General features: G+C 71.5%; 23 protein-coding genes. 15 read left to right on the plus strand and 8 right to left on the minus strand.

Going from position 1 to position 23275, the window contains the following annotated elements:
- The first annotated feature begins 1 nt into the window (after position 1).
- Complete coding sequence (locus tag ACZ4UU_RS25745; RefSeq protein ID WP_471905721.1) at positions 2-235, plus strand: hypothetical protein; 234 nt, start codon at positions 2-4, stop codon at positions 233-235.
- Positions 236-311: 76 nt separating this feature from the next.
- Here the strand turns inward: ACZ4UU_RS25745 and ACZ4UU_RS25750 are convergent, their stop codons facing one another.
- A complete protein-coding gene (locus tag ACZ4UU_RS25750; protein ID WP_471905722.1) occupies positions 312-1619 on the minus strand; it encodes a glycosyltransferase family 39 protein in 1308 nt (435 codons plus the stop codon).
- 554 nt (positions 1620-2173) lie between these two features.
- Positions 2174-2569, minus strand: a complete 396-nt coding sequence (sodN, locus tag ACZ4UU_RS25755; RefSeq protein ID WP_020123534.1) for a superoxide dismutase, Ni — start codon at positions 2567-2569, stop codon at positions 2174-2176.
- 145 nt (positions 2570-2714) lie between these two features.
- Between sodN and sodX the strand changes: the two genes are divergently transcribed.
- Positions 2715-3149, plus strand: coding sequence for a nickel-type superoxide dismutase maturation protease (sodX, locus tag ACZ4UU_RS25760; RefSeq protein WP_471905858.1), 435 nt, complete (start codon positions 2715-2717; stop codon positions 3147-3149).
- Here the strand turns inward: sodX and ACZ4UU_RS25765 are convergent.
- Positions 3053-3682: a CGNR zinc finger domain-containing protein gene (locus ACZ4UU_RS25765; RefSeq protein WP_471905723.1), complete on the minus strand. Its 630-nt coding sequence runs from the start codon at positions 3680-3682 to the stop codon at positions 3053-3055. The genes sodX and ACZ4UU_RS25765 overlap by 97 nt on opposite strands.
- A gap of 98 nt (positions 3683-3780) precedes the next feature.
- Between ACZ4UU_RS25765 and ACZ4UU_RS25770 the strand changes: the two genes are divergently transcribed.
- A complete protein-coding gene (locus ACZ4UU_RS25770) occupies positions 3781-4557 on the plus strand; it encodes a class I SAM-dependent methyltransferase (RefSeq protein ID WP_471905724.1) in 777 nt (258 codons plus the stop codon).
- 147 nt (positions 4558-4704) lie between these two features.
- Here the strand turns inward: ACZ4UU_RS25770 and ACZ4UU_RS25775 are convergent, their stop codons facing one another.
- Genes ACZ4UU_RS25775 through ACZ4UU_RS25785 form a run of 3 tightly spaced genes read right to left on the minus strand, consistent with a single transcriptional unit; the run spans position 4705 to position 7425 of the window.
- Entirely contained in the window at positions 4705-5466 is a 762-nt protein-coding gene (locus ACZ4UU_RS25775) for an amino acid ABC transporter ATP-binding protein (protein ID WP_471905725.1), read from the minus strand.
- Position 5467: 1 nt separating this feature from the next.
- Positions 5468-6427, minus strand: a complete 960-nt coding sequence (locus ACZ4UU_RS25780; protein ID WP_471905726.1) for an amino acid ABC transporter permease — start codon at positions 6425-6427, stop codon at positions 5468-5470.
- A gap of 32 nt (positions 6428-6459) precedes the next feature.
- Positions 6460-7425: an ABC transporter substrate-binding protein gene (locus ACZ4UU_RS25785; RefSeq protein ID WP_471905727.1), complete on the minus strand. Its 966-nt coding sequence runs from the start codon at positions 7423-7425 to the stop codon at positions 6460-6462.
- Positions 7426-8120: 695 nt separating this feature from the next.
- On the opposite strand from ACZ4UU_RS25785, the gene ACZ4UU_RS25790 reads away from it, so the two are divergent.
- From ACZ4UU_RS25790 to ACZ4UU_RS25805, 4 genes are all read left to right on the plus strand, one after another.
- Positions 8121-9344 carry an NAD(P)-dependent malic enzyme gene (locus ACZ4UU_RS25790; protein WP_471905728.1) on the plus strand — a complete coding sequence of 408 codons (1224 nt, stop codon included), beginning with the start codon at positions 8121-8123 and terminating at the stop codon, positions 9342-9344.
- 282 nt (positions 9345-9626) lie between these two features.
- Positions 9627-10589: a zinc-binding dehydrogenase gene (locus ACZ4UU_RS25795; protein ID WP_471905729.1), complete on the plus strand. Its 963-nt coding sequence runs from the start codon at positions 9627-9629 to the stop codon at positions 10587-10589.
- 123 nt (positions 10590-10712) lie between these two features.
- Positions 10713-10922, plus strand: coding sequence for a helix-turn-helix domain-containing protein (locus ACZ4UU_RS25800; RefSeq protein WP_030049537.1), 210 nt, complete (start codon positions 10713-10715; stop codon positions 10920-10922).
- Complete coding sequence (locus tag ACZ4UU_RS25805; RefSeq protein WP_471905730.1) at positions 10922-11485, plus strand: Clp protease N-terminal domain-containing protein; 564 nt, start codon at positions 10922-10924, stop codon at positions 11483-11485. Before ACZ4UU_RS25800 ends, ACZ4UU_RS25805 begins: the two co-directional genes overlap by 1 nt.
- Positions 11486-11570: 85 nt before the next feature.
- Here the strand turns inward: ACZ4UU_RS25805 and ACZ4UU_RS25810 are convergent, their stop codons facing one another.
- A complete protein-coding gene (locus tag ACZ4UU_RS25810) occupies positions 11571-12620 on the minus strand; it encodes a PadR family transcriptional regulator (RefSeq protein WP_471905731.1) in 1050 nt (349 codons plus the stop codon).
- Position 12621: 1 nt separating this feature from the next.
- Positions 12622-13626, minus strand: a complete 1005-nt coding sequence (locus ACZ4UU_RS25815; RefSeq protein ID WP_471905732.1) for a DUF4097 family beta strand repeat-containing protein — start codon at positions 13624-13626, stop codon at positions 12622-12624.
- 171 nt (positions 13627-13797) lie between these two features.
- On the opposite strand from ACZ4UU_RS25815, the gene ACZ4UU_RS25820 reads away from it, so the two are divergent.
- The 8 genes from ACZ4UU_RS25820 to ACZ4UU_RS25855 all read left to right on the plus strand — a co-directional run bounded on the left by ACZ4UU_RS25820 (position 13798) and on the right by ACZ4UU_RS25855 (position 23263).
- A complete protein-coding gene (locus ACZ4UU_RS25820; protein ID WP_471905733.1) occupies positions 13798-14643 on the plus strand; it encodes a hypothetical protein in 846 nt (281 codons plus the stop codon).
- An 83-nt stretch (positions 14644-14726) separates the two neighbouring features.
- A complete protein-coding gene (locus ACZ4UU_RS25825) occupies positions 14727-14906 on the plus strand; it encodes a DUF6104 family protein (protein WP_023586593.1) in 180 nt (59 codons plus the stop codon).
- A 305-nt stretch (positions 14907-15211) separates the two neighbouring features.
- Complete coding sequence (locus ACZ4UU_RS25830; protein ID WP_471905734.1) at positions 15212-15568, plus strand: CU044_2847 family protein; 357 nt, start codon at positions 15212-15214, stop codon at positions 15566-15568.
- Entirely contained in the window at positions 15565-17517 is a 1953-nt protein-coding gene (locus ACZ4UU_RS25835) for a VMAP-C domain-containing protein (RefSeq protein ID WP_471905735.1), read from the plus strand. Before ACZ4UU_RS25830 ends, ACZ4UU_RS25835 begins: the two co-directional genes overlap by 4 nt.
- Before the next feature lie 136 nt (positions 17518-17653).
- Positions 17654-18652 (plus strand): AAA family ATPase, encoded by a 999-nt coding sequence (locus ACZ4UU_RS25840; protein ID WP_471905736.1) that lies wholly within the window; start codon positions 17654-17656, stop codon positions 18650-18652.
- 2 nt (positions 18653-18654) lie between these two features.
- Positions 18655-21918: an SAV_2336 N-terminal domain-related protein gene (locus ACZ4UU_RS25845; protein ID WP_471905737.1), complete on the plus strand. Its 3264-nt coding sequence runs from the start codon at positions 18655-18657 to the stop codon at positions 21916-21918.
- Positions 21915-22067, plus strand: a complete 153-nt coding sequence (locus ACZ4UU_RS25850; protein ID WP_471905738.1) for a hypothetical protein — start codon at positions 21915-21917, stop codon at positions 22065-22067. Before ACZ4UU_RS25845 ends, ACZ4UU_RS25850 begins: the two co-directional genes overlap by 4 nt.
- Entirely contained in the window at positions 22064-23263 is a 1200-nt protein-coding gene (locus tag ACZ4UU_RS25855) for an FxsB family cyclophane-forming radical SAM/SPASM peptide maturase (RefSeq protein WP_471905739.1), read from the plus strand. The genes ACZ4UU_RS25850 and ACZ4UU_RS25855 overlap by 4 nt, the downstream gene beginning before the upstream one ends.
- Positions 23264-23275: the final 12 nt, after the last annotated feature.

A 23275-nucleotide genomic window follows, 5' to 3' on the forward strand; every position in this document is an offset into this window, starting at 1 on the left:
CATGAACCTCGAATGGACCGCACTCGGCCAGGTCGCCGCGGTGAGCCTCGCGGTGACCGTGGCCGTGGTCGCCGTCTTCGCCCTCGGCGTGCTGGGCCTGGCCCGCCACGAAGGCGCGCGCGAGGAGTCCGGCGCCACCTCCGCCCTCGGCCTCACGCAGGCCGGGCTGTGCTTCGTCGCCTGCGCGGCGGTGGTGGCGTACGGGATCCATCTGATCGTGCCGCAGTTCCACTGACGGACGGTTCCAGTGAAGGACGCATTCAGGGCCCGGCAGGGGGAACGGCCGGGCCCTGAATGCCGCTGTTCCCTGTTCAGAGCCGCTCGTAAGCCGTCACACGTCGCCCACGGACCTGTACGTCCGCCACCACCGTGAAGTGCTCCTCCAGCACGGCGGTCTTCGTCCGGTCCCGCTCGGCGGACACGGGCCGTGCCACCGCGGGCACGTCGGTGACCAGCAGTATGCGCCGCTGCGCCAGCATCGCGTCCCGTATCCCCGCCGGGCCCGCCTCCTCACCCTTCAGCGTCCCCGACTCGACCGGGTCTTCCGCCAGCGCTATGTCCCGCAGACCGGCGAAATCGTCGGGGCAGACCAGCGCGGTGTCGCGCCGGGCCGCCGGTACGAAGACGACCGCGTCCCCGTCCTGCTTCAGCCGCCGTACGTCGGCCGCCACCGCCAGGACGTCGTCCACCCGGCTCGACGGGGACCGCTTGGCCAGCGACTGCGGCAACAGGGCGACGACCGCCACGGTGACCGCGATGGGGACGAGCCAGGGCGCCGCTCTCGGAAACCGCGGCCTGCTCGCCCGTACGGCCGTCCCCAGCGCCGTGCCGATCAGCAGGGCCAGGCCGAGCATGCTGAACAGCACATAGCGGTCCAGGAAGAGCGGTCGGACCAGGGAGAGCCCGAGGAGGCCGAGTTGCGGCACGGCCAGCAGCGGCAGCCCGACCGCCGCCACCGACAGCCGTCCCGCGCACGGCCGGTCCACGAGGGCCGCGAGCCCTCCGATCGTCAGCAGGATCGCCGGGCCGATCAGCATGTGCCAGGTCAGCGGCGGGATCCAGGACACCTGGGCGGACTGGCGCCGGCTGAAGAGGATCAACGGCAGTACGGCCACCAAGGCGATTGTCGCGGCAGTCGCCCAGCACCTCCAGGTGCGGCGGGGTGCCCGTACCCGGAAGAGGGTGGCCAGGTGGGCGGGCAGGATCAGCAGGGACAGCCAGTTCAGCAGCCCGCAGACCGCGACCGTGCCGGCGTACGCGGCCCAGTGCACCGGGCGGCCCCGTCCCTCCAGGGCGGTCACCAGCAGCAGGGTCGAGATCCCGGCGCCGGCCGCGACCAGCGCGTACGGGCGGCCCTCCTGGAGATAGAACTGCACGGCCGGAAGCAGCCCGAACGCCAGTCCTCCCGCCAGGCCCGCCCAGACCCCTGCCAGCCGCTGCCCGATGACCGTCACACAGGCCGCCGCCACCGCCATGGCCAGCACGGAGGGCAGGCGCAGGGCCGTCGTCCCGGCGCCGAAGCAGGCGAACACGCCGTGCATCAGCAGGTAGTAGAGCCCGTGCACGGCGTCGACCTGCCCCAGCATGTGCCAGATGTCGGCGACCGGCCGCCGGGCCACCTGCCAGGTCGCGGCCTCGTCCCGCCAGACACTGTGTTGCCGGGACAGCCCCCACAGGCCGAGCGCGAGGGTCCACAGCAGCGGGATCGGCCAGAGAGGCAGGCGGCGGCGCAGGGGGTTCTCCCGGGAGTCGGCGTTCCGTCCGGCGGGGGCCGGCCAGGCCGCCGGGTGACTGGTCCCCTGATGTGGTCCCCACTCGCCCGCTCGTCGCCGAGCACGAAAAACCCCGCCTCGGCCGTGTGGGCCGAGACGGGGTCGGAGCGATGCTCACTCCCCCTGTGAATTCATCAAGAACCTACGGGACACGGAGGACGCGGGGCCACTGGCCGGCGCGTGAACACAATCACCGTGAATTCGGGGAACCTTGAGGGAGGGGGGTGACCCATTTGCGCCGCTTGACCAGTAATTGAAGGGCGTGTCGTCTCCCTGTGCGGGGCCGGGAACAAGACCGCACCCGGACCGTCACGACCGCCGTTCTCGGCGGCCTGCGGGCCGGGTGCGGGAGGTGGAGCAGGCGATCGAAGAGATCGCGGGTCCAAGGGGCGAGACCGGGGTCAGGCCTTCTTGGTCTCCCAGAAGATCTTGTCGATCTGGGCGATGTAGTCCAGAGCCTTCTGACCGGTCGCCGGGTCGGTGGACGCCTTGGCGGCCGAGAGGGCCTTCAGGGCGTCGTTGACCAGCTGGTGCAGCTCCGGGTACTTCTCGAAGTGCGGGGGCTTGAAGTAGTCGCTCCAGAGCACCGAGACGTGGTGCTTGGCGAGCTCGGCGCGCTGCTCCTTGATGACGGTGGCACGCGCCTGGAAGTGCGGGTCGTCGTTGGCGGCCATCTTTTCCTGGACGGCCTTCACCGACTCCGCCTCGATGCGGGCCTGGGCCGGGTCGTACACACCGCAGGGCAGGTCGCAGTGTGCGCTGACCTTGACCTTGGGGGCAAACAGGCGGGAAAGCATGGAGCATTCCTTCCTCGTGATCGTCTTCTCAGGTGGGACATTACTCCCTGCGAGACGGGTTTTCGCGAGTGCCCCCATGGGCTTAGGACAAAAGTCCAGGGTCAGACTGAGACTGGTGGAGGACAGTACCGGGGAGGTGCCGGGGATGCCGGAGTTGTCGCAGGACGCCGAGCGCGGGCGGGCCGCTCAGCCCTTCGGGTGGGCCGAGGTGACCGGGCCGTCGATGGTGCCCACGCTGTATCACGGCGATCTGCTCGTGGTGTGGCACCGGGGGCGGATCCGGCCGGGGGACGTGGTGGTGCTGCGGCATCCGTTCCAGCAGGACCTGCTGGTCGTCAAGCGTGCCACCGAGAAGCGCGAGGGCGGGTGGTGGGTCCTCGGGGACAACGCCTACGCCGGTGGCGACAGCACCGACTACGGGGTGGTGCCGGACGAGCTGATCCTGGGCAAGGTCCGGCTGCGCTACCGGCCGCGCAAGCCCGGTCAGCGCTCGCCGTTCGCGCTGGCGCGCTGGGCGCTGTCGGCGGTGCGGCCGGTGCTCGCCGACCGGTCCGCCTCCAGGCGTTTGCGGGCGCGGTAGGCGGCGACGTTGGCGCGGGTCGCGCAGCGGTCCGAGCAGTAGCGTCGGGAGCGGTTGGTGGACGTGTCGAGGTAGGCGTTGCGGCACGGGGACGCCTCGCACAGGCCCAGGCGGTCCACGCCGTACTCGGTGAGGTGGAAGGCCAGGCCCATCGCCGCGATGGCCGCGTAGCCGGCGGTCGCGTTGGACGGGTGGTCCGCGAGGTGCATGTGCCACAAGGGGCGGCCGTCGTCGTCCCGGAAGTCATGGCCGGAGATCTGCGGGCTCACCGGGAACTCCAGGAGGAGCGCGTTCAGCAGGTTCACCGCCAGCGCCTCGTCGCCCTTGTCCGCCGCCTCGAAGACCGCCCTCAGCCGTGCGCGCACCGAGCGGAAGCGGGTGACGTCCCCGTCCGTGGCGCGACGGGCCGCCTCCTGGCTGACGCCGAACAGATCGCGGACGGCCTCGACCGAGGTCAGCGAGTCCTTGCCCCGGGCCGGGTCCTCGCTGTTGACGAGTCGTACGGCGTAATCCGAGTAATAGGCCAGTTCCACTTGTAGTCCTTACGGAGGCGTTCTATCGTCGTGGTGCGGTCGGGTAACAGCTGATCGTGCTTCCAGGGTATTACGTGACTTGCGCGATGGAGGGTTCCATGACGGACGCGGGCATCACCACCACGACGACCGGAGCCGACTGGGCCGCCTGGCAGAAGAGCTGGGACCGGCAGCAGGAGTGGTACATGCCCGACCGCGAGGAACGCTTCCGGATCATGCTCGACATGGTCGAGGCCCTGGTCGGCCCCGCCCCGCGCGTGCTCGATCTCGCGTGCGGCACGGGAAGTATCACGGCCCGGCTGTTCGCCCGGTTCCCGGGGGCCACCAGCACCGGCGTCGACCTCGACCCCGCCCTCCTCGCCATCGCCGAGGGCACCTTCGCCGACGACGACCGGGTCTCCTTCGTCACCGCAGACCTCAAGGACCCCGACTGGCCGGCAAGGCTTCCGTACGACTCGTACGACGCCGTCCTGACCGCCACGGCCCTGCACTGGCTGCACCGTGAACCCCTCGCGGCCCTCTACGGTCAGGTCGCGGAGCTGGTCCGCGACGGCGGTGTGTTCCTGAACGCGGACCACATGATCGACGACTCGACGCCCCGGATCAACGAGGCCGAGCGCGCCCTGCGTCACGACCGCATGGATCAGGCCAAGGCGGACGGCGCCCTCGACTGGTCCGAGTGGTGGCAGCTGGCGGCGCAGGACCCGGTCCTCGCCGAACCCACGGCCCGCCGCTTCGCGATCTACGGCGAGCACGCCGACGGCGACATGCCGTCCGCCGAGTGGCACGCGCGCGTGCTCCGCGAGAAGGGCTTCGGCGAGGCCCGCCCCGTGTGGTGCTCGCCGTCGGACACGCTGCTGCTCGCACTGAAGTGACGGCAAGGGCCCCATGCTCGACGCCCCGCCGCTGACGGCGGACCGGCTGCGCGCCGTGGTGACGGCGCCCCAGCTGCTGCCGCAGGGAGCGCTACACGCCGAAGGGGCGGTACGAGGATCTCGTACCGCCCCTTCGGCGTCGTACCGTCAGAGCACCTTGGACAGGAACGCCTGCGTCCGCTCGTGCTGCGGGTTGGTCAGGACCTCGCGCGGGTCGCCGGACTCGACGACCACGCCGCCGTCCATGAAGACCAGGCTGTCGCCGACCTCGCGGGCGAAGCCCATCTCGTGGGTGACGACGACCATCGTCATGCCGGACTCGGCCAGGTCGCGCATGACGTCGAGGACGTCGCCGACCAGCTCCGGGTCGAGGGCCGAGGTCGGCTCGTCGAAGAGCATCAGCTTCGGGTCCATCGCCAGCGCCCGGGCGATGGCCACCCGCTGCTGCTGGCCGCCGGAGAGCTGCGAGGGGTAGTTGCCCGCCTTGTCGGCCAGGCCGACGCGGTCGAGCTGCTCCCGGGCGCGCTCCCTGGCCTGGGCCTTGCTCACGCCCTTGACCTGGACCGGCGCCTCCATGACGTTCTCCAGCGCCGTCATGTGCGGGAACAGGTTGAACCGCTGGAACACCATGCCGATGTCCCGGCGCTGCTGCGCGACCTCGCTGTCCTTGAGCTCGTACAGCTTGTCGCCCTTCTGGCGGTAGCCGACCAGCTCACCGTCGACGTACAGCCGACCGGCGTTGATCTTCTCCAGGTGGTTGATGCACCGCAGGAACGTCGACTTTCCGGAACCGGACGGGCCGATGAGGCAGAACACCTCGCCGGTCTGCACCTCGAGGTCGATGCCCTGGAGGACCTGGACCGGGCCGAAGGACTTGTGGACGCCCTCGGCCTTCACCATGGCGGTCATCTCACACACTCCTTCCGCTGCTGCGAGCCATCAGGTTGATCTTGATCTTCTGCCACGGCGTCGGCGGCAGGTTCCGCGTCGAACCACGGGCGAAACGGCGCTCCAGGTAGTACTGGCCGACGCTGAAGACGCTGGTGATGACCAGGTACCAGATGCACGCCACGAACAGCATCTCCATCACGGCGTACGACGTGGAGCCGATCGTGGAGGTGGCGCGCAGCAGTTCGTTGTACGTCACCGCGTACACCAGCGACGAGGTCTTCAACATGTTGATGAACTCGTTGCCGGTCGGCGGCACGATCACCCGCATGGCCTGCGGGATCACGATCCGGCGCAGCGTCTTCGCGTGGCTCATGCCGAGCGCGTGCGAGGCCTCGGTCTGGCCCTCGTCGACGGCCATCAGACCGGCGCGGCAGATCTCCGCCATGTACGCCGCTTCGTTCAGGCCCAGGCCCAGCAGGGCCGCCATGAACGGGGTCATGACGTCGACCATCTCGTCCTTGTAGATGGGACCGAGATTCAGCACGGGGAAGATCAGCGCCAGGTTGAACCACAGCAGCAGCTGCACGTAGACCGGCGTACCGCGGAAGAACCAGATGTAGACCCAGGCCACCCAGCTGGTCACCGGGTTCTTGGACATGCGCATCACGGCCAGGATCACGCCCAGGACGACACCCATGACCATCGCGAGGACGCTGATCAGCAGGGTGCGGCCGGCACCGGCGAGAACCGTGGAGTCGAAGACGTACTCGCCGACGGCGTTCCACTGGATCTTCTCGGCGGTGGCGAAGGCGTTGACGAGCAGGGCCACCAGGGCCAGCACGACGACAGCGCTGACCCAGCGGCCGTAGTGCCGAACCGGAATGGCCTTGATCGCCTCGGGCGGGACGGCCCCGCCGTCCTTGGAGACGGCGGCCGACGGCTTCCCGTCGGCCGGCTCCTTGTCGAACTTGTCAGTCACTGTGACTGCCCTTCAGTGCTTGCCCGGGACGGTCACTTGCCGCCGTTGATCGCGGCCTTGTCGATCGCGCCGGACTCGGCGCCCCACTTCTCGAGGATCTTCTTGTACGTGCCGTCCTCGATGATCGCGTTGACGGCCTCTTCGAGGGCCGCGGTGAGCTGCTTGTTCTCCTTGTTCACCGCGATACCGAACGGACCGGCGTCGACCTGCTCGCCGACGACCTCGAAGTCGTTGCCGCCGCCGGACTTGCGGGCCAGGTCCACGGCCACCGGGTAGTCGTTGACGCCGGCGACCGCGCCGCCCGACTTCACGCGGGTCTGGGCCTCGGTGTCGTTCTCGAACGACTCGATGTTGATCTTCTTCTTGCCGCCGTCCGTGCAGGCCTTGGACTGGGTCTGCAGCGCCTTCTCGTACGTCGTACCGCGCTGCACGGCCGCAGTCTGGCCGCAGAGGTCCTCGATCGAGTTGATCTTCTTCGGGTTGCCCTTCTGCACGTACACGGCGGTGCCGGCCGTGAAGTAGTCGACGAAGTCGACACCCGGTCCGAGCTTCTTGCCCTTGTCGTCCAGGCCCTCCTGGCGCTGCGGGGTGTCCGTGATGGAGGACATGGCGACGTCGTAGCGGCCGGAGTTCAGGGCGGTGATCAGGCCGTCGAAGGAGCCCGAGGTGAACTGGAACTCCACGCCGAGCTTCTCGCCCAGCGCGGCGGCGATGTCGGGGTCGACGCCGACGATCTTGCCGCCCTGCTGGAACTCCATCGGGGCGTACTCGGCGTTCGTGCCGGCCTTGATGACGCCCGCGTCCTGGATCTTCTTGGGCAGCTTGTCGAAGAGCGGGGCGGTGCTCGACTTCCCCGTCTCGTCGGTGCTGTCGCTGCCGCTGCCGTTCGTCTGGTCACCGCAGCCGGTGAGAATCAGGGCGCCTGCGACCGCGATCGAGCCGACCGCTGCCAGCCGGGAGCGCGCGGCGGTCGTACGACGGGTGGAGCTTGCGGTCATGGTGGGTTCCTCCGGCGGATGGGTGGAGTTGCCGATGGGGCGGGCGCCTGCCGATGGGTTCGGCCGGCGCCTTGGTTTCCTAGGTCGACGAGAGCACACACCTTCGAGTGCCGCGACCTCGTGTGATTACGGCATCTTGCCATTCGGACTTAGGCATTCAGGGCGCCCGCGATGTCAAAATCGGATAACGGGTGACCTCCGAACCGCCTCAGGTCGGACATCCTGGCCGCACCTTCTGCGGGAATCTGCCCTTCCGGCCGAAAGATCTTCGGCGTATCTCGGGATGTGGGCGAGTTGTGGATCGGTCGTGACCGATTGAGGGCCGACTGCCGGGTTGTTTGCGGGTGACGATTGCTCTTTGCACTGTACGTCGTCGATTGTCCGTTTATTTGGTCACGAATCACACCGGCATCGTCATCGGCTTGTGTCCGATTCGTGTCGTCCGCGTGCGTGTTTCCCTTCCCCCCATGTGATCTTGCACGTATTGGACTCGTCGTCGATGCCGTCCGTCCGGTAAGAAGGTTCTTTACACCCCTCATCCGGGGCTCAGGGCGCGTGTGCGGCGCGCCCGTCGCGTATGTGCCCGTACGTCGTACGTCGCACGTATCAACGAGCAGGGTCATACGCGGTCCCGCCCACTTCTCACCAGGAGTGGTCCCACCCTCAAACCATGAACACTTAAGGGGTCAGACAAAGTGGCAGCGGAGATCGTCAATCCTCGCAGCGGCGGCAATACCGATCAGGACGGCGGGGTCGAGCCCCTCGATTCCTTCGATCCGGCGTTCGCGCTGCACCGTGGCGGCAAGATGGCCGTGCAGGCCACCGTGCCGGTCCGCGACAAGGACGACCTGTCCCTGGCGTACACGCCCGGCGTCGCGAAGGTGTGCAGCGCGATTGCCGAGCAGCCGGAACTCGTGCACGACTACACGTGGAAGTCGTCCGTGGTCGCCGTCGTGACCGACGGCACGGCCGTTCTCGGGCTCGGGGACATCGGGCCCGAGGCCTCCCTTCCGGTGATGGAGGGGAAGGCGATTCTGTTCAAGCAGTTCGGCGGCGTCGACGCCGTGCCGATCGCGCTGGACTGCACCGGCGTCGACGAGATCGTCGAGACCGTGGTGCGGCTCGCGCCGTCCTTCGGCGGTGTGAACCTGGAGGACATCTCGGCGCCCCGGTGCTTCGAGATCGAGCGCAAGCTCCAGGAGCGGCTGGACATTCCGGTCTTCCATGACGACCAGCACGGTACGGCTGTGGTGACGCTGGCCGCGCTGCGGAACGCCGCGCGGCTGACCGGGAAGGGGCTCGGGGATCTGCGGGCCGTGATCTCGGGGGCCGGGGCGGCGGGTGTCGCCATCGCGAAGATGCTGGTCGAGGCAGGGATCGGGGATGTGGCGGTGGCGGACCGCAAGGGTGTCGTGTCCGCCGACCGGGACGACCTGACGTCGGTCAAGCGGGAGCTTGCCGGGTTCACGAACAAGGCGGGCATCACCGGGTCGCTGGAGGCGGCTCTGGAGGGTGCGGACGTGTTCATCGGGGTTTCCGGTGGGACGGTGCCGGAGGAGGCTGTCGCCTCCATGGCCGACGGCGCGTTCGTGTTCGCCATGGCCAACCCGAACCCCGAGGTGCACCCCGACGTCGCGCACAAGTACGCGGCGGTCGTGGCGACCGGGCGGTCGGACTTCCCGAACCAGATCAACAACGTGCTGGCGTTTCCGGGGATCTTCGCGGGGGCGCTTCAGGTTCGGGCGTCGCGGATCACCGAGGGCATGAAGATCGCTGCGGCTGAGGCGCTGGCGGCCGTGGTGGGGGACGACCTCGCCGCGGACTATGTCATTCCGTCGCCGTTCGACGAGCGGGTGGCGCCGGCGGTTACCGCTGCGGTGGCCGCGGCGGCCCGTGCGGAGGGGGTTGCTCGGCGGTGACGGGCTCTGCCGAGAGCTGAGCTGGGCTGGATGGCCTCGCCCTGGTGGGCGGGGCCGTCTTTTGTTGTGGGTGCGCCTGTTCGAGTGGCGTCGGGTGGCTGGGTGGGGTGCCTGCGGCGGCCTGCTGGTGTTCGGTGGGGGTTCGCGTAGCGCCTTGGGTGCGGAATGGGGTCGGGGCCCCGTACGCGGGTGCAGGTCCGCTCCTCCACCTGTTGACAAGAGGGCGTGTCTCACAGGGGGCTGTGGTTCCGTCGGTCGGCCGGGGAGCCTATCGTCAAGGTCATGTTCGCTGTCTACGCCGCCCGAATCGACCGCGACGAGCCGCTCTCCGGACTGGAGTTGGGGGAGCGCCCGGCCCCTGAGGCCCGCGCCGGTTGGAGTACCGTCAACGTCAAGGCCGCCTCGCTCAACCATCACGACCTCTGGTCACTGCGGGGGGTGGGGCTGCCCGAGGAGCGGTTGCCGATGATCCTCGGCTGTGATGCCGCCGGGGTCGACGAGGACGGCAACGAGGTCGTCCTGCATTCCGTGATCGGACAGAGCGGGCACGGGGTGGGGCCCAGGGAGCCGCGGTCGATCCTGACGGAGCGGTATCAGGGGACCTTCGCCGAGCAGGTCGCCGTGCCCACGTGGAATGTGCTGCCCAAGCCGAAGGAGCTGTCCTTCGAGGAGGCGGCATGTCTGCCTACGGCCTGGCTGACCGCGTACCGGATGCTGTTCACGAATGCGGGCGTACGGCCCGGAGACTCTGTGCTGGTGCAGGGGGCCGGGGGTGGTGTGGCCACCGCTGCCATCGTGCTGGGGAAGGCCGCGGGGCTGCGGGTCTTCGCCACCAGCCGGGATGAGGCCAAGCGGAAGCGGGCCGTGGAGCTGGGGGCCGTGGAGGCGGTGGAGTCCGGGGCTCGACTGCCGGAGCGGGTCGACGCCGTGATCGAGACCGTCGGTGCCGCCACGTGGTCGCACTCCGTGAAGTCGCTGAAGCCCGGGGGCACGCTGGTGATTTCCGGTGCCACGAGTGGGGATCGGCCCTCGCATGCCGAGCTCACGCGGATCTTCTTCCTGGAGTTGAAGGTCGTCGGGTCCACGATGGGGACGAAGGACGAGCTGGAGGATCTGCTGGCCTTCTGTGCCGCCACGGGAGTGCGGCCGGTGATCGATGAGGTGCTTCCCATGGATCGGGCCCGTGAGGGCTTTGAGCGGATGGCCTCGGGGGAGCAGTTCGGGAAGATCGTTCTCGCCAACTGAGGGTGTCGGGTCGGTAGTTGTCGTAGTCGTGCCTTGCGGCGGGTTCGGGGCTTTGCCTCGGGCCCGCCGCTTTTTGTCAATGAGGGTTGACATTCGGGTGCCTGTCAACTTAGGTTGACGGGTATGGGTGAAGCTACAGATCTTGCCGAGCGGGCCGGAGATCGCGATCCGCGGGTCGGGTTGCGGGCCGTCGCGGCGTTGCGCCGGCTGCTGGAGCAGTTGGAGGCGGTGCAGGTGCGCAGTGCGCGCAATCAGGGGTGGTCGTGGCAGGAGATCGCCGCGGAACTCGGGGTCAGCAGGCAGGCCGTGCACAAGAAGTACGGGAGGCGTTGATGTTCGAGCGGTTCACGAAGGACGCCCGTGCGGTGGTGACGGGGGCGGTTGAGCATGCCGAGAGGGGTGGGGCGGCGAGCGTCGATGCCGAGCATCTGCTGCTGGCCCTGCTCGATCGGGAGGGGAGTCGGGCCTCGTTCGCGCTCGCCGAGCTCGGGGGTGGGAGGTGGCTGGACTCCGTGCGGCAGGCGTTGGGCGAGGCTCGGCGGCGGGGTGGGCTGTCGCAGGCCGAGGCCGAAGCGCTGGCCGGACTGGGGATCGATGTGGGGGAGGTCGTCGCCCGGGTGGAGGAGGCGCATGGGGTCGGCGCGCTGGCCGGGGAGCCGAAGGGCAAGGGGTGGTGGTCGGGGCACCGTCCGTTCACCCCGGGGGCCAAGGATGTGCTGGTGCGGGCGCTGCGGATGGCCAGTGCCCGCCGGGACCGGCACATCGGTGACGAGCACATCCTGCTCGCGCTCCTCGGCCGTCCCGGCGTGCCCGCCGAGGTTCTCGCCGATCACGGAGTGACCTATGAGACCGTCACCCGCGTGTTGTACGGCGGGGGAGAGGCGAAGGCTGGTTGAGGTGAGGGCTCGCCCCGGGGACGCCGGGGTGCCGTCGGGCCGGGCGGTGCGGCTGCCGGTGCGGCCGCACCGGCGAGGGGCGGGCTCAGGGCTTCGGTGCGCGCAACAGCGCTCCGATGTGGGCCGCCGCCGTCGACAAGTGGCGGCGGGCGTCTCGGAGCTGGTCAGGGGTGACGCCGTGGTCCCTTGCCGCGTCGCGGATGTCGTCGCGGAAGCGGTCCAGCAGGCGGTCCAGGTCGCGGGTCGGGTCGTCGGTGGGGGGCTCGTGGGCCCAGGTGGGTTCGTAGTCGGCCGGGAAGTCCTCGGGAGTGTCCGAGTATTCGGGGTGGGGCTGCGGTGACTTGGGGGTGTCCTGGCGGCCGAAGCCGAAGTCGCGGCCGAACTCCTTGCCGTAGTCCTTGCCGAATTCGCCGAACTCCTTGGCCAGCTCGGTCAGGCCCTCCCGCACCCCCGTAGGCCAGTCACCGCGGACGAAGTGGTCCTGTACGTGTTCCTGGACCCGGCGGGCGATGCGCTGGACCTCCTCCTGGGCCTCGGTACGGGCGCGGTCCTGGGCTTCCTTGGCCTGGCGCCGGGCGCGCTGGGCCTCCTCGCGGGCGCGGCGGCTCTCGTCCTTGGCGCGCCGGGCCTGTTCCTTCCACTCCTGCTTGGCGCGGCGCATCTCCTCCTTGGCCGCGCGCCATGCCTCCTTGTCGGTGTAGTCGGAGAGGTCGGAGAAGGGGGCGTCCGGCCTGGTGCCGTTGCCCTGTCGGGCCTCGGAGGCGGCCGCTCGCATCTCGCGTCGCAGGTCACCCGCCGCGCCGCGCACGTCGGCCCGGATCTCGGCGGCCAGTTCGGCGACCGATTCCCTGATCTCCAGCTCCAGATCGGCCAGTTCGCCGGAGCGGTCGGCCAGTTCGGCGCGGCCGGCGTCCGTGATGGCGTAGACCTTGCGACCGCCCTCGCTGGTGTGGGTGACCAGGCCTTCGGCCTCCAGCTTGGCGAGGCGGGGGTAGACGGTGCCGGCCGACGGGGCGTACAGACCCTGGAAGCGCTCTTCGAGGAGGCGGATGACCTCGTAGCCGTGGCGCGGGGCCTCGTCCAGCAGCTTCAGCAGATAGAGGCGGAGGCGGCCGTGGGCGAAGACGGGAGGCATGTCAGAGCACCTTCTTGTCGGTCGTGCCGTCGGCCGGGGCGTGGGGTGCGGACTGGGGTGGGGTGTCCGTCGCGTCGGTGTCCCGGCCGGAGACGGAATTGTCCCCCGAGGTGTGGTGCGGGTGCGGCAGCGGGTCGGTCGTCGGGTCCGTGGCCGCCGCCTCGGGCTCTTCCCAGGCCTCCGCCTCCCAGGGCTCGTCCTCCCTCGGCGGGCGGCGCAGCAGGGCGATCGAACCGGAGACCGTCGTCGCCCGGAGCTTGCCGGTGCCGGCGCCCAGGCGGCCGGTGATCTTGTGCGCGCCCCACTGGCCGTGCACCCGCAGGCCCTCGAAGGCATTGGAGATCCTGCCGCTCGCGGTGTTGGCCTCGACGTCCGCGTCCGCCGGGGCCGGCAGGCGGATGGCGATCTCGCCCGAGACGCTGGTCAGCCGGACGTCGGTGGGGCCCTCCGGGTCGAGGTCGACGATCATGGAGCCGCTGACCGAATCGGCCTTCACGGAGGAGCCGGAGCCCTCGACGACCGTGAGGTCGCCGGAGACGGAGTTGAAGCGGAGGTCGCCGGTGACGGCCTGGGCTTCCAGGTTCCCGGAGACGGTGTCGGCGCGGACCGGGCCGGACAGGCCGACGAGGGTGGTGTCACCGGTGACGCCCTTGACGACCGACGGGCCGTGGATCCCGGAGACCACCGCACCGGCGCCGACCACACCCACCTCGACCCGGGTGCCGGCCGGCACCGCCAGGGAGACCACGGCGCTGCGCCTCCAGCCCTTGCGGTCGAGCCACTTGAGGAAGCCCTTCCAGGGCAGGTCCTCGTACGCCACCGTCAGCGTGCCGTCCTGCTGGGTGACGATCAGGGGTGGGCCCTCGATCTCGGAGACCTCCAGGCGGGCGGAACCTTCGTCCGTCCCCACGACGTTCACCGTTCCGTTGACGACGCGCACCTGGAGCTCGCTCACCGGCTCGTCGAAGGTGAGCTTCCTGGGCTCTGCTACGGACCACTCGGACATGGTGCGGACCTCCTGGGCGACCGGACGCGGCCGCGCGGGCCGGATCGGAAACGCGACACGCCATATCGCGTCTTACGAGAAACACGATATATCGCGGTGGAGGAAAGTCAAGGCACTCGTTCTGGTGATCACAAATCTCGCGAGGCGGACAAAGCGGCCTAGCGTGTTGTCATGCCGACGGAACAGTCCAGGACCGCTCGCCAGGCCCGCCCCGCCCCCGGCGCCCTGCTGCTCTGCCGCGCGGAGCCCGAGTCGGTCGCTCCCGCCGCCCGGCTGCTGCGCGAGGACATGCTGCTCGCGTCGGCCGGCGGGGAGTGGAGCGTGCTCGTTCCCGAGGGCCGGCCGTGGCTCGGTGGCGGAGAACCCGTCGACCGCGTCCTCACCGGATGGGCCACCGCCCTCGCCGTCGGCGCCCCCTGGCCCGTCCTCGCCCTGTGGTGGGACGCCGACCGCGCCGGCTACACCCTGGCCTCCGGCTTCCGACGCCCCGTCGGCTACGTCTGGCTCGCCAACGGCACCCCGGCCGGCGAGGACGAGGCCATGCGCACCTTCGCGGGCCGGCTCGGCCTCGACCCGGTCCTGGACATGCAGTCCCTGGACGCGCTGACGCGCCCCGACGCCGCGGCCGACGCACGGGCACGCATGCGTGGCCTGATCGCCGTCCTCACGCGCGCGGGCGTGTCCCTGCCCGTCGGTCTCGCCCCCGGCGAAGACGCCGACAGCCTCCAGACGGCCGCCCGCGACCAGCCGCACATCCGCCTGGTCGAATGGTCGGGCTGGCGGCACGCCCTGCGCGCGGAACTCGACGCCGTCGAAGGCCGCCACCTCGGCCCCTGGCTGCCCTGGGTCGGCGGCCCCCGCTCACCCGCCCTCGCCCTGGCCCAGGTCGCGGCCGGTCTGCCCCTCACGGTCTGGGGCCTGCGGCGCCGCAGCGGTGGCTGGGCCGTGGCGGGGGCGGTGCTGCTCGCGCACGGCGCGCTGGGGCTGGCGTACGGCGTCACGCACGTACCCGACTGACGGCGAGGAAGGTCCGGCCCGGCGCGGCATACCCTGAGGGAGTAGGTCCCGAGGGCTTGGCCCGTCAGTATCAGGAGCAAGAGTTGTACTTCACCGACCGTGGCATCGAGGAACTGGAGAAGCGGCGCGGCGAGGAGGAGGTCACCTTCGAGTGGCTCGCCGAGCAGCTGCGGACGTTCGTCGATCTCAACCCGGACTTCGAGGTGCCGGTGGAGCGGCTGGCGACGTGGCTGGCCCGCCTGGACGACGAGGACGAGGAGTAGGGCTCCGCCGGCCGTACCGCAGACGCGGCCCTGCGGGGTCCGGGCCGGCGATCGTCTGCTGAGTCATCGGGGCTGGTCGCGCCCGCGCGGTGGAGCCGCATGTTCCGTGCGGCCCCACGCCTCCCTTCAAAGACACTGCCGTACCGACCGGCGCCCGCCCCGGCCGCCCCGCGGCCGACACCCGCCTGCTCCTGCGCAACGCCCGCATACTTCCGCAACCAACCTGGGTATTAGCCTCGTCGCTGTTCAAGTGGGCGCCGTCCGGGATCGGTTGACCTGACGGCTCGGCTCTTCGGGGGAACGTTATGAGTCACATCCAGGATGTCGAACTGCCGGACGGCACGGTGATCACCGCCAGGATCGGCGCGGCCGACGGCTACGACGACCAGGAGGACGTCGGCTTCACCGAGGCCGCCGTCGCCAAGGTCGAACAGCTCCAGGAGCTGATCAAGGCCGTCGGCGGCACCGTGCTCGACGCGGCCCGGGCGGCCAGGCCGGACGAGGCCTCCATCACCTTCGGCGTGGAGCTGACCGCCAAGGAGGGCCTCGCGGTCGCCGTGCTCGCGCGTGGGGAGGCCAAGGCATCCCTGGAGGTCACCCTCACCTGGCAGTTCGATCGCGGTGGCGCGCAGGAGGGCGACCGGAGAGCGGTCGGCGCATGAGTGAGCGGCACGATCGTCTCTTCGAGCTGGTCAGGGCGGCCACCGTCCATCTGCTCCCGGCCGGCGGCAAGGACGGCCCTCTGTGGGGCAGCGGCTTCTTCGTCGCGCCCGGCTGGGTGCTGACCGCCGCCCATGTGCTGCGCCAGCACCTCGCGGCGGACCGCACGGTCGTGTTCCGGGTGCGCGGCGAGGGCGTCGACGCCGAGGCCCGGCTCGGGGAATGGCTGATCACCGACCCGCGCAACCCCAAGGTCCCGCTGGCCGAGGACCTGGCCCTGGTCCGGCTGACCGGCGAACACCCGCACGAGTGCGTGTGGCTCACCGACCGCGCCGCCCGCCACTGCGGCGCCCTGAAGGCCTGCGGCTACTACCCGGGCCCGCCCGAGGCCCACTTCCGCATGGTGGACGCCGTGATCAACGGCCAGGAGGACACCCACGGGCTGATCATCAAGCCCGACATCGATCTCCAGCCCGGGATGTCCGGCGGCCCGCTGCTCGACCCGGAGTCGGGAGCCGTCGTAGGACTGATCAAGTCCAAGCGCAAGGACAAGGACGGCGGCAAGGCCGTGGCCATCGCCGCGCTGCGCCGCTTCGGGGAGACGTACCGCACGGTCATGGCCGCCCATGACCGCTGGCACGGCGAGGAGCCGGTGTCGGAGAGCGGGGACAACTGGGTCGATCTCCAGGGCGGACCGGCGGACGGCCAGGGCGCCGCCTGGACGCCCCGCGACCGGCGCCAGGCGCTCGCCCTGCTGGCCGAACTGCCGCCCCCGCCCGACGAACCCACCGTCCAGGTCATCGCCAGAGAGGCGCGCAGCGGCAACAAATGGCCCGGTGCCACACCCGAGCTGCGGACCTGGCGCGACGGCCACGGCCTGCTCTACGCGGGCGCCACTCCGCTCGACCCGCTCACCTTCCTGCGCTACCTCAGGCTCGTCGAGGCCCACGCACGCGCGCGTGACGCCGCGAACCCCGCCCTCATCGACTGGATCACCAAGCGGCTGCGCCGTGACCCCCGCAAGGACCTGCACGCGCTGGCCCGCAACGTCAGCCTCCCCGACGAACTCCTGCCACCTCGGGAGGACCACGGCCCGGAACGCGTGGTGATCTCCTATCCCGGTCCCGGCGAGGGCCCCGTCGTGGCCCTGCTGCTGGACCCGGTGATCAGCGCGCAGCCCGTCCGGTTCTTCTGGCAGATCTGGTACGACGACGGCGACGGCCTGCCCGAACTCCACGAGGCGGACCCCTCCGTGCACGGCTGCCGGCCCGACGAACTCGTCCAGGCGCTGCGCGTCCCGCTGGGCGGACTGCTGGAGTCCAAGGACCGGGAGGGCCACCCCGTACCGCTCGAAGTCGGCCTGCCCGCCGAGCACTTCGACACGGCCGTGCACCGCTGGCGGTTCGCGGACATCGCCGCGCTGAACGACCCCGGGCACCTGGGCGCACGCCGTCGCCTCGTGCTGCGCGCTCTCGAGCGCCGGGGATATCCGGACAACCTCTGGCTCGACCGCTGGCAGGGCATCACGGTCGGCCGGCGCTTCGAGGGCTGGCGCATGCCCCCGCCGGGCGCCGTGGACGCCACCGGCTACCACGCGGCCGAGCGCCACCGCATCCCCGTGATGTGCCGCCCTGCCGGACAGGGCACCGGCAATGTCGCCATGAAGCACGCGCTGCGCAGCGGCCACCCCGTGGCGCTCTGGCACATCGGCCCGCACCCCGAGCGCGGCGCCTGTCTGCCGGAGTGCGACACCCTCCACGCGCGCGTGGAGAAGTTCCTCGAAACGCTCGGCTCGCTCGCCGAACTCCCCGACCGGCTGCGGCACGTACGCCAGGACATCAGCGAGCAACGGCCCGACAGCGCCTGGGCCGAACCGCTCGCCCTGCTCTACGACGACCCGCGCCGTCCGCTCCCGGCCGAGGAGACCGAGACCGTGGACGCACCGCTGTGAACTGCACCGAAGCCTGGCCGAAATCTCAGGTGTACCACGGCGGTTCCGGGTATGTTTCCAGGGGCCCGCTGCGGGCGCACGACGCTCCCTTCGGCCAGGACGTGGACCACCACCGACCGTCGACGAGGAGCGCACCATGAGCGAGTGGTTCATCTACCGGGGCGTGGGGGAGCCGGATCCGGCCAGGATCGACGCGCTGCCGGAACCACCGCCCTGGCGGAAGTTCGACGCCGCGCCCGTCGACTACGAGGTCCCGCAGCTCGACTCCGCCACCCACCGCAGGCTCGGCGAGCGCACCGTCCCGCTGCCCGTCCAGGACCCCGACGCCCTCGAACTCGTCAACGCCGCCCTGTATCTGAGGCGCCCGCTGCTCGTCACCGGCGAACCCGGTGTCGGCAAGTCGACACTCGCCCACTCCGTCGCCTACGAGCTCGACCTCGGCCGGGTCCTGGAGTGGCCGATCGTCAGCCGCAGCGAACTGCGCGACGGCCTCTACACCTACGACGCCATCGGCCGCCTCCAGGACGCCCAGCTGCCCGGCGAGGAAGGCGCCCAGGACATCGGCCGGTACATCAAGCTCGGCCCGCTCGGCACCGCGCTGCTCGCCGCCGACAAACCCCGGGTGCTGCTCATCGACGAGCTCGACAAGAGCGACATCGACCTGCCGAACGACCTGCTGAACGTCCTGGAGGAGGGCCGCTTCGCCATCCCCGAGCTGGAGCGCATCGCCGACCGGGACCCCGCGGTGCGGGTCCTCACCGACGACGGCCGCCGGGTCACTGTGACCGGCGGTCAGGTCCAGTGCCACGCCTTCCCGTTCGTCATCATGACCAGCAACCGTGAGCGCGAGTTCCCCGCCGCGCTGCTGCGCCGCTGCATCCCGCTCGACCTCAAGGCGCCGCGCGACGAAAGGCTCGCCGCCCTCGTCCAGGCCCACTTCGGACACGGCGCCTACGAGGCCAACCGCGACCTCGTCGACCAGTTCACCCAGTCCGAGGCGGACGGCGCGCTGCGCCCCACCGACCAGCTGCTCAACGCCATCTTCCTCGCCCAGCACGCCGCCCGGGACGCCGACCGGCGCCGCGAGGAGATCTCGGAACTGCTGATGCAGCCCCTCGACCGAGGGCCCCGGTAGCCATGACGCCCCGCGCCCCCGACCTCCCGGCCGACGGCGTGAGCCCCGTGCTCACGGCGCTGGTCGCGCGTATGCGGGACGCGGGCATCCCGCCCGGCGTCGAGGAACTGGCGGACGCCCTGTGGCTGGCCCGCTGGCTGCCCGCCTCCCCGGAACGCGCCGACAGGGCGAAGCCGGCCCCCGCGCCCGGCCCGGAACCGGCCCTCGGCCCCGGCACGCTCCCCGCGCTCTCGCCCCGGCCCCTCGGCACGCCCGCCGAGGACGACGAGGAGCGGCAGCCCGACAGCGCCCGCCTGTTCGCGCCCGGCCCGGGCGGCGACGGCACCGACGTCCGGATGACCCCGGTCCGCGTCCCCGCTGCACCCGCGCTGCCCGAACCCCTCGCCCTGCAACGGGGGTTACGGCCCCTCCAGCGCTATCGCGCGCCCGTACGCCCCGTCCCGCGCACCCTCGACGAGCACGCCACCGCCGAGCGCGCCGCCGAGTCCGGCCTCGTCCTGCCCGTCCTGCGCACCGACCGGCGCCGCGAGGCCCGGCTGCTGCTCCTGATGGACGTCTCCACCTCGACGGTCGTATGGCAGCAGGCCCTCGACGAACTGCGCCAGGTCTGCGCCCGCGCCGGCGCCTTCCGCGAGGTGCAGGTGCGCTATCTGCACGAGGGGCCCGGCGGCCGGCCCGGCTGTGCGGCCGGCCCCGAGCCCGGTGCCGCCCTGCACGCGCCGGAGCAGCTCAGCGACCCGACCGGGCGCCGGGTCACCCTGCTCCTCAGCGACTGCGCCGGGCCCATGTGGCGCAGCGGACAGGTGCAGCGGCTGCTGCACCGCTGGGCCACGACCGCGCCCGTCGCCGTCGTGCAGCCGCTGCCGCAGCGGATGTGGCTGCGCACCCATCTGCCCGCCCGGCGTGGGGTGTTGCACCGGCGCGAAGGCCCGGCCGGATCGCTGCTGTTCCGGCCCGACAAGGAGCCGGTGGCCTCCGGCGCGCTGCCCGTGCCCGTGCTCGCGCTGCGGCGGGAGTCGGTGGAGGGCTGGGCCCGGCTGGTGTCCGGCGACACGGGGCAGTCGCTGTCCGCCGCGGCCGGCTGGGTGCGGGCCGACCACCCCGCGTCCGCGGCGCCGGTGCGGGCCGCGCAGGAACGCAGCGGCGCGGACCGCGTCCGTACCTTCTGGCGTCCGGCGTCGTCCGAGGCGCGCCGCCTCGCGGTGTACCTGTCCGCGGTGCCGCTGTACCTGCCGGTGATGCAGCTGGTCCAGCACGCCATGCTGGCCGGGAGCGGACCGGACGTCCTGTCCGAGGTGCTGCTCAGCGGGCTGCTGCGGCGGCGGGAGGACGCGGACGACCCTCGGGCCGTCCGCTACGAGTTCCTGCCGGGGGTGGCGACCGAGCTGCGGTCACGGCTGTCGGTCGACGAGGTGGAGCTGCTGTTCAAGCACTGCTCCGAGTACGTGGAACGGAAGTTCGGGCGCAGCGCGCGGAACTTCCCCGCGCTCGCGGGAGCGTTCCTGCGGGGCGCGGTGCCGCCGGACGCGGCCCCGGAGCGGCTCACCGGCTCGGGCGAGCGGGAACCCGCCGGGCTGCGGGCGTTCGCCGAGGTGTCGGCCGAGGTCCTCAGGGATCTGGGGACGAGGCTGCCCGCGGTGGCGGGCGCCACGGCGGCCGGGCGGAGCGCGACGGAACTGCTCGATCTGGGCCGGCAGGCGCTGGCGCGGTTCACCGGCGAGGGGCTCACCAGGGAACTCGACGCCGCGGTGGAGTACGCACGGCAGGCGGTCGTGGTCGCGGGCTCGGGTGGCGAACGGGTCACCGCCGGCGAGGAGCTGGCCCACGCACTGCTCGCCCGGTGGCGGGTGCGGCGCGTGGGCGAGGACCTGCGGGAGGCCTGGGAGGCACTCGACGGCCAGGCCGTCACGATGCGCGGACGGCTCGTCCTCGGGCTGGTGCACTGGGCTCAGGCGCAGGAGGTGCGGGGGAGCGGCGTCGAGTTCGACGGAATCCCGGAGAGCCTGCGGGACTGGGCCCGGGGCGAGCCGGGGCGGGCGGCGGAGCGGGCGCGGGACGTACTGCTGTACCTGGCCGACCTCGACCTCGGCGCGGTCGTGGCCGACGAGGACACGGAGCCGGCGGCACAGGCCCGTAGAAGCGCCGCCGCGGAGGCGCTGACCGGCGTACGCCGGTCACTGACGGACGTGGGGCCCTACGCCCCGGACTGGCGCGTGCTGCACCTGCATCGGGCCGTCGACGCGGCGGACGTGTGGTTCCAGCTGTCCGGCTCCGTGCCCGCCCTCGTCGCCCGTGGACGGCTCTGGCTCGACCTGGCCCGCGAGCACGAGGGGTACGCGCCGGTCGCCGACGCCGCCGCCGATGCCGCCGCGAGCGCCGCCGAGGACCTCATGGAGGCGGTCCGGGACGAGACCGCCCTTCCGGCCGCCGACCGCTGCCGGATCTGGCTGGACGTGGCCGCCGCCGTGGAGGTCGCGCCGACCGAGCGCGAGGAGAGCCTGCTGCTGTATGCCGTGGAGCAGGCCGAGCGAGCCGCGGGCGACGACCCGGAACTCACATTCGAGTGCCTGGTGCGGGCCGGGCGGATATACCGCGACCGTCACGACCAGACCGGCGGGCTGATCGAGCTGAACCGCGCCGTGGAGGCATGGGAGCAGGCGGTGCGGCTGCTGGGTGAGGACGACCGGCGACGGCCGCGGGCGCTGGCCGACCTCGGCCGGGCGCTGTACGTCCGGTTCGGGCTCACGGGAGAGCCCGAGGACATCGCGAGGAGCGTCGACCATCTGCGCCAGGCGGTCGAGGAGTGCCTGCCCGACGACCCCGAGCTTCCGTGGCTGCGCCGGAGCCTGGGACGCGCCTACTACCGGCGTTACCTCATGACCGGCGTGCTGACCGACCTGTACGAGGCGGACTGGCTGTTCGCGGAGGCCGCCCGCGGTTCAGAGCACCCGTGGCTGCTCGCCCAGTGCCTGATCAACCGCGGCAACGTGGCCCGGCTGCGCTACGACCGCACCGCGGCCGTCGCCGACCTGCACAAGGCCGTCGACTTCTTCAGCCAGGCCGTAGAGATCGCCGAGGAGGCCGGCGAGGTGGAGCTGGTGGCCGTCGCCCTCACCGAGCGGGGCCGGGCACGCAAGGCGATGGGCAGGGCCTACGAGGCCCGTACCGACTACGACCGTGCCCTCGGCCTGACGGACGACCGCGACCGCACCCGTCTCCTTCGTGCGCTCATCTCCCGTCTGTCCCCCGAAACGGCCGCCGAGTGACCTTCCCCGCCGACGACACCCACATACCCCTCCCGGAGATCGCAGCCCCCGACCAGACCGACCACCCGGTACTGGCCGCGATCCTCGCCGAGCTCCGCGACCGAGAAAGGGACACCCCGGTCGTCGCCCACTACGAAGACGCGCCATGACGACCCACCCGCACCCGCCCTGGCCGTACGCCCTGCTCGACACCACGGCCCACCGGCCCGTCCCCTTCCGGCAGTTCGTGCTGAAGGTGCACGGCCGGTGCAACCTCGACTGCACCTACTGCTACCTCTACCAGGGCCCCGACCACGGCTGGCGCGACCGGCCGGCCCGGACCTCCGAGCGCACCATGCGCCGCGCCGCGGACCGGATCGCCGAGCACGTCCGCGGCCACCGCCTCGACGCCATCCGTATCGAACTCCACGGCGGCGAACCCCTCCTCACCGGCCCCGACCCCGTCCTCGCCTACGCCGACGCGGTACGCGCGGCCGTCGAGTGCCGGGTCACCGCCACCGTCCAGACCAACGGCACCCGGCTGACGGCGGGCGCCCTCGACCGCCTCGCCGACGCCGGCATCCGGGTCGGCCTCAGCCTCGACGGCGGACGCGCCGCGCACAACGCCCGCCGGGTCGACCGCGCCGGACGCCCCGCCTGGCCCGCGGCCCGCGCGGCGGCACAGCGGCTCTCGGCACGACCGGAGTCGTACGCCGGAATCCTCTGCACGATCGATCTCGCCGCCGACCCCCTGGACGTCTACCGCTCGCTCCTCGCCCTGCGCCCGCCCGGCGTCGACTTCCTCCTCCCGCACGCCAACTGGGACCGGCCGCCCCCCGGCGTCCCGAGCCGGCCCCCGGGCAGGTACCGCCCCACCCCCACGCCGTACGGCGACTGGCTCGCCGCCGTCTTCGACGCCTGGTGGGACGAGGGGCGGCTCAGCACGCGCATCCGGCTGTTCCAGGAGATCGCCGGGCTCCTGCTCGGCTCTCCCAGTCGCGCCGAGGCCGTGGGGCTGTCGCCGATGGCGGCCGTCGTGGTGGAGACGGACGGGGCCGTCGAGCAGGTCGACTCGCTCAGATCGGCGTACGAGGGAGCCTCGGAGACCGGGCTCGACGTCTTCCGGCACTCGTTCGACCGGGCACTGCGCCATCCCGGCGTCGTCGCACGCCAGCTGGGGGAGCGGGCACTGGCCGAGGAGTGTCTGGGCTGTCCCGTGGGGAAGGTGTGCGGGGGCGGGAACTACGTGCACCGGTACGCTCCCGGGACCGGGTTCCGGCACCCCAGTGTCTACTGCGCCGATCTGGAGCGGCTCGTCCGGCACATCGCGCACCGGCTCGAGCGGACGTCACGCGCGGCTCGGTGACTGGAACAATGC

Source organism: Streptomyces sp. NPDC028907 (assembly GCF_055564995.1).

Bases quoted from the DNA above. Each gene is read 5' to 3' on its own strand.
- ACZ4UU_RS25795 (WP_471905729.1), top strand. From the start codon at position 9,627: ATGTTCGCTGTCTACGCCGCCCGAATCGACCGCGACGAGCCGCTCTCC.
- ACZ4UU_RS25800 (WP_030049537.1), top strand. From the start codon at position 10,713: ATGGGTGAAGCTACAGATCTTGCCGAGCGGGCCGGAGATCGCGATCCG.
- ACZ4UU_RS25805 (WP_471905730.1), top strand. From the start codon at position 10,922: ATGTTCGAGCGGTTCACGAAGGACGCCCGTGCGGTGGTGACGGGGGCG.
- ACZ4UU_RS25855 (WP_471905739.1), top strand. From the start codon at position 22,064: ATGACGACCCACCCGCACCCGCCCTGGCCGTACGCCCTGCTCGACACC.
- ACZ4UU_RS25745 (WP_471905721.1), top strand. From the start codon at position 2: ATGAACCTCGAATGGACCGCACTCGGCCAGGTCGCCGCGGTGAGCCTC.
- sodN (WP_020123534.1), bottom strand. From the start codon at position 2,569: ATGCTTTCCCGCCTGTTTGCCCCCAAGGTCAAGGTCAGCGCACACTGC.
- ACZ4UU_RS25785 (WP_471905727.1), bottom strand. From the start codon at position 7,425: ATGACCGCAAGCTCCACCCGTCGTACGACCGCCGCGCGCTCCCGGCTG.
- ACZ4UU_RS25820 (WP_471905733.1), top strand. From the start codon at position 13,798: ATGCCGACGGAACAGTCCAGGACCGCTCGCCAGGCCCGCCCCGCCCCC.
- ACZ4UU_RS25770 (WP_471905724.1), top strand. From the start codon at position 3,781: ATGACGGACGCGGGCATCACCACCACGACGACCGGAGCCGACTGGGCC.
- ACZ4UU_RS25835 (WP_471905735.1), top strand. From the start codon at position 15,565: ATGAGTGAGCGGCACGATCGTCTCTTCGAGCTGGTCAGGGCGGCCACC.
- ACZ4UU_RS25810 (WP_471905731.1), bottom strand. From the start codon at position 12,620: ATGCCTCCCGTCTTCGCCCACGGCCGCCTCCGCCTCTATCTGCTGAAG.
- ACZ4UU_RS25840 (WP_471905736.1), top strand. From the start codon at position 17,654: ATGAGCGAGTGGTTCATCTACCGGGGCGTGGGGGAGCCGGATCCGGCC.
- ACZ4UU_RS25830 (WP_471905734.1), top strand. From the start codon at position 15,212: ATGAGTCACATCCAGGATGTCGAACTGCCGGACGGCACGGTGATCACC.
- ACZ4UU_RS25775 (WP_471905725.1), bottom strand. From the start codon at position 5,466: ATGACCGCCATGGTGAAGGCCGAGGGCGTCCACAAGTCCTTCGGCCCG.
- sodX (WP_471905858.1), top strand. From the start codon at position 2,715: ATGCCGGAGTTGTCGCAGGACGCCGAGCGCGGGCGGGCCGCTCAGCCC.
- ACZ4UU_RS25845 (WP_471905737.1), top strand. From the start codon at position 18,655: ATGACGCCCCGCGCCCCCGACCTCCCGGCCGACGGCGTGAGCCCCGTG.
- ACZ4UU_RS25815 (WP_471905732.1), bottom strand. From the start codon at position 13,626: ATGTCCGAGTGGTCCGTAGCAGAGCCCAGGAAGCTCACCTTCGACGAG.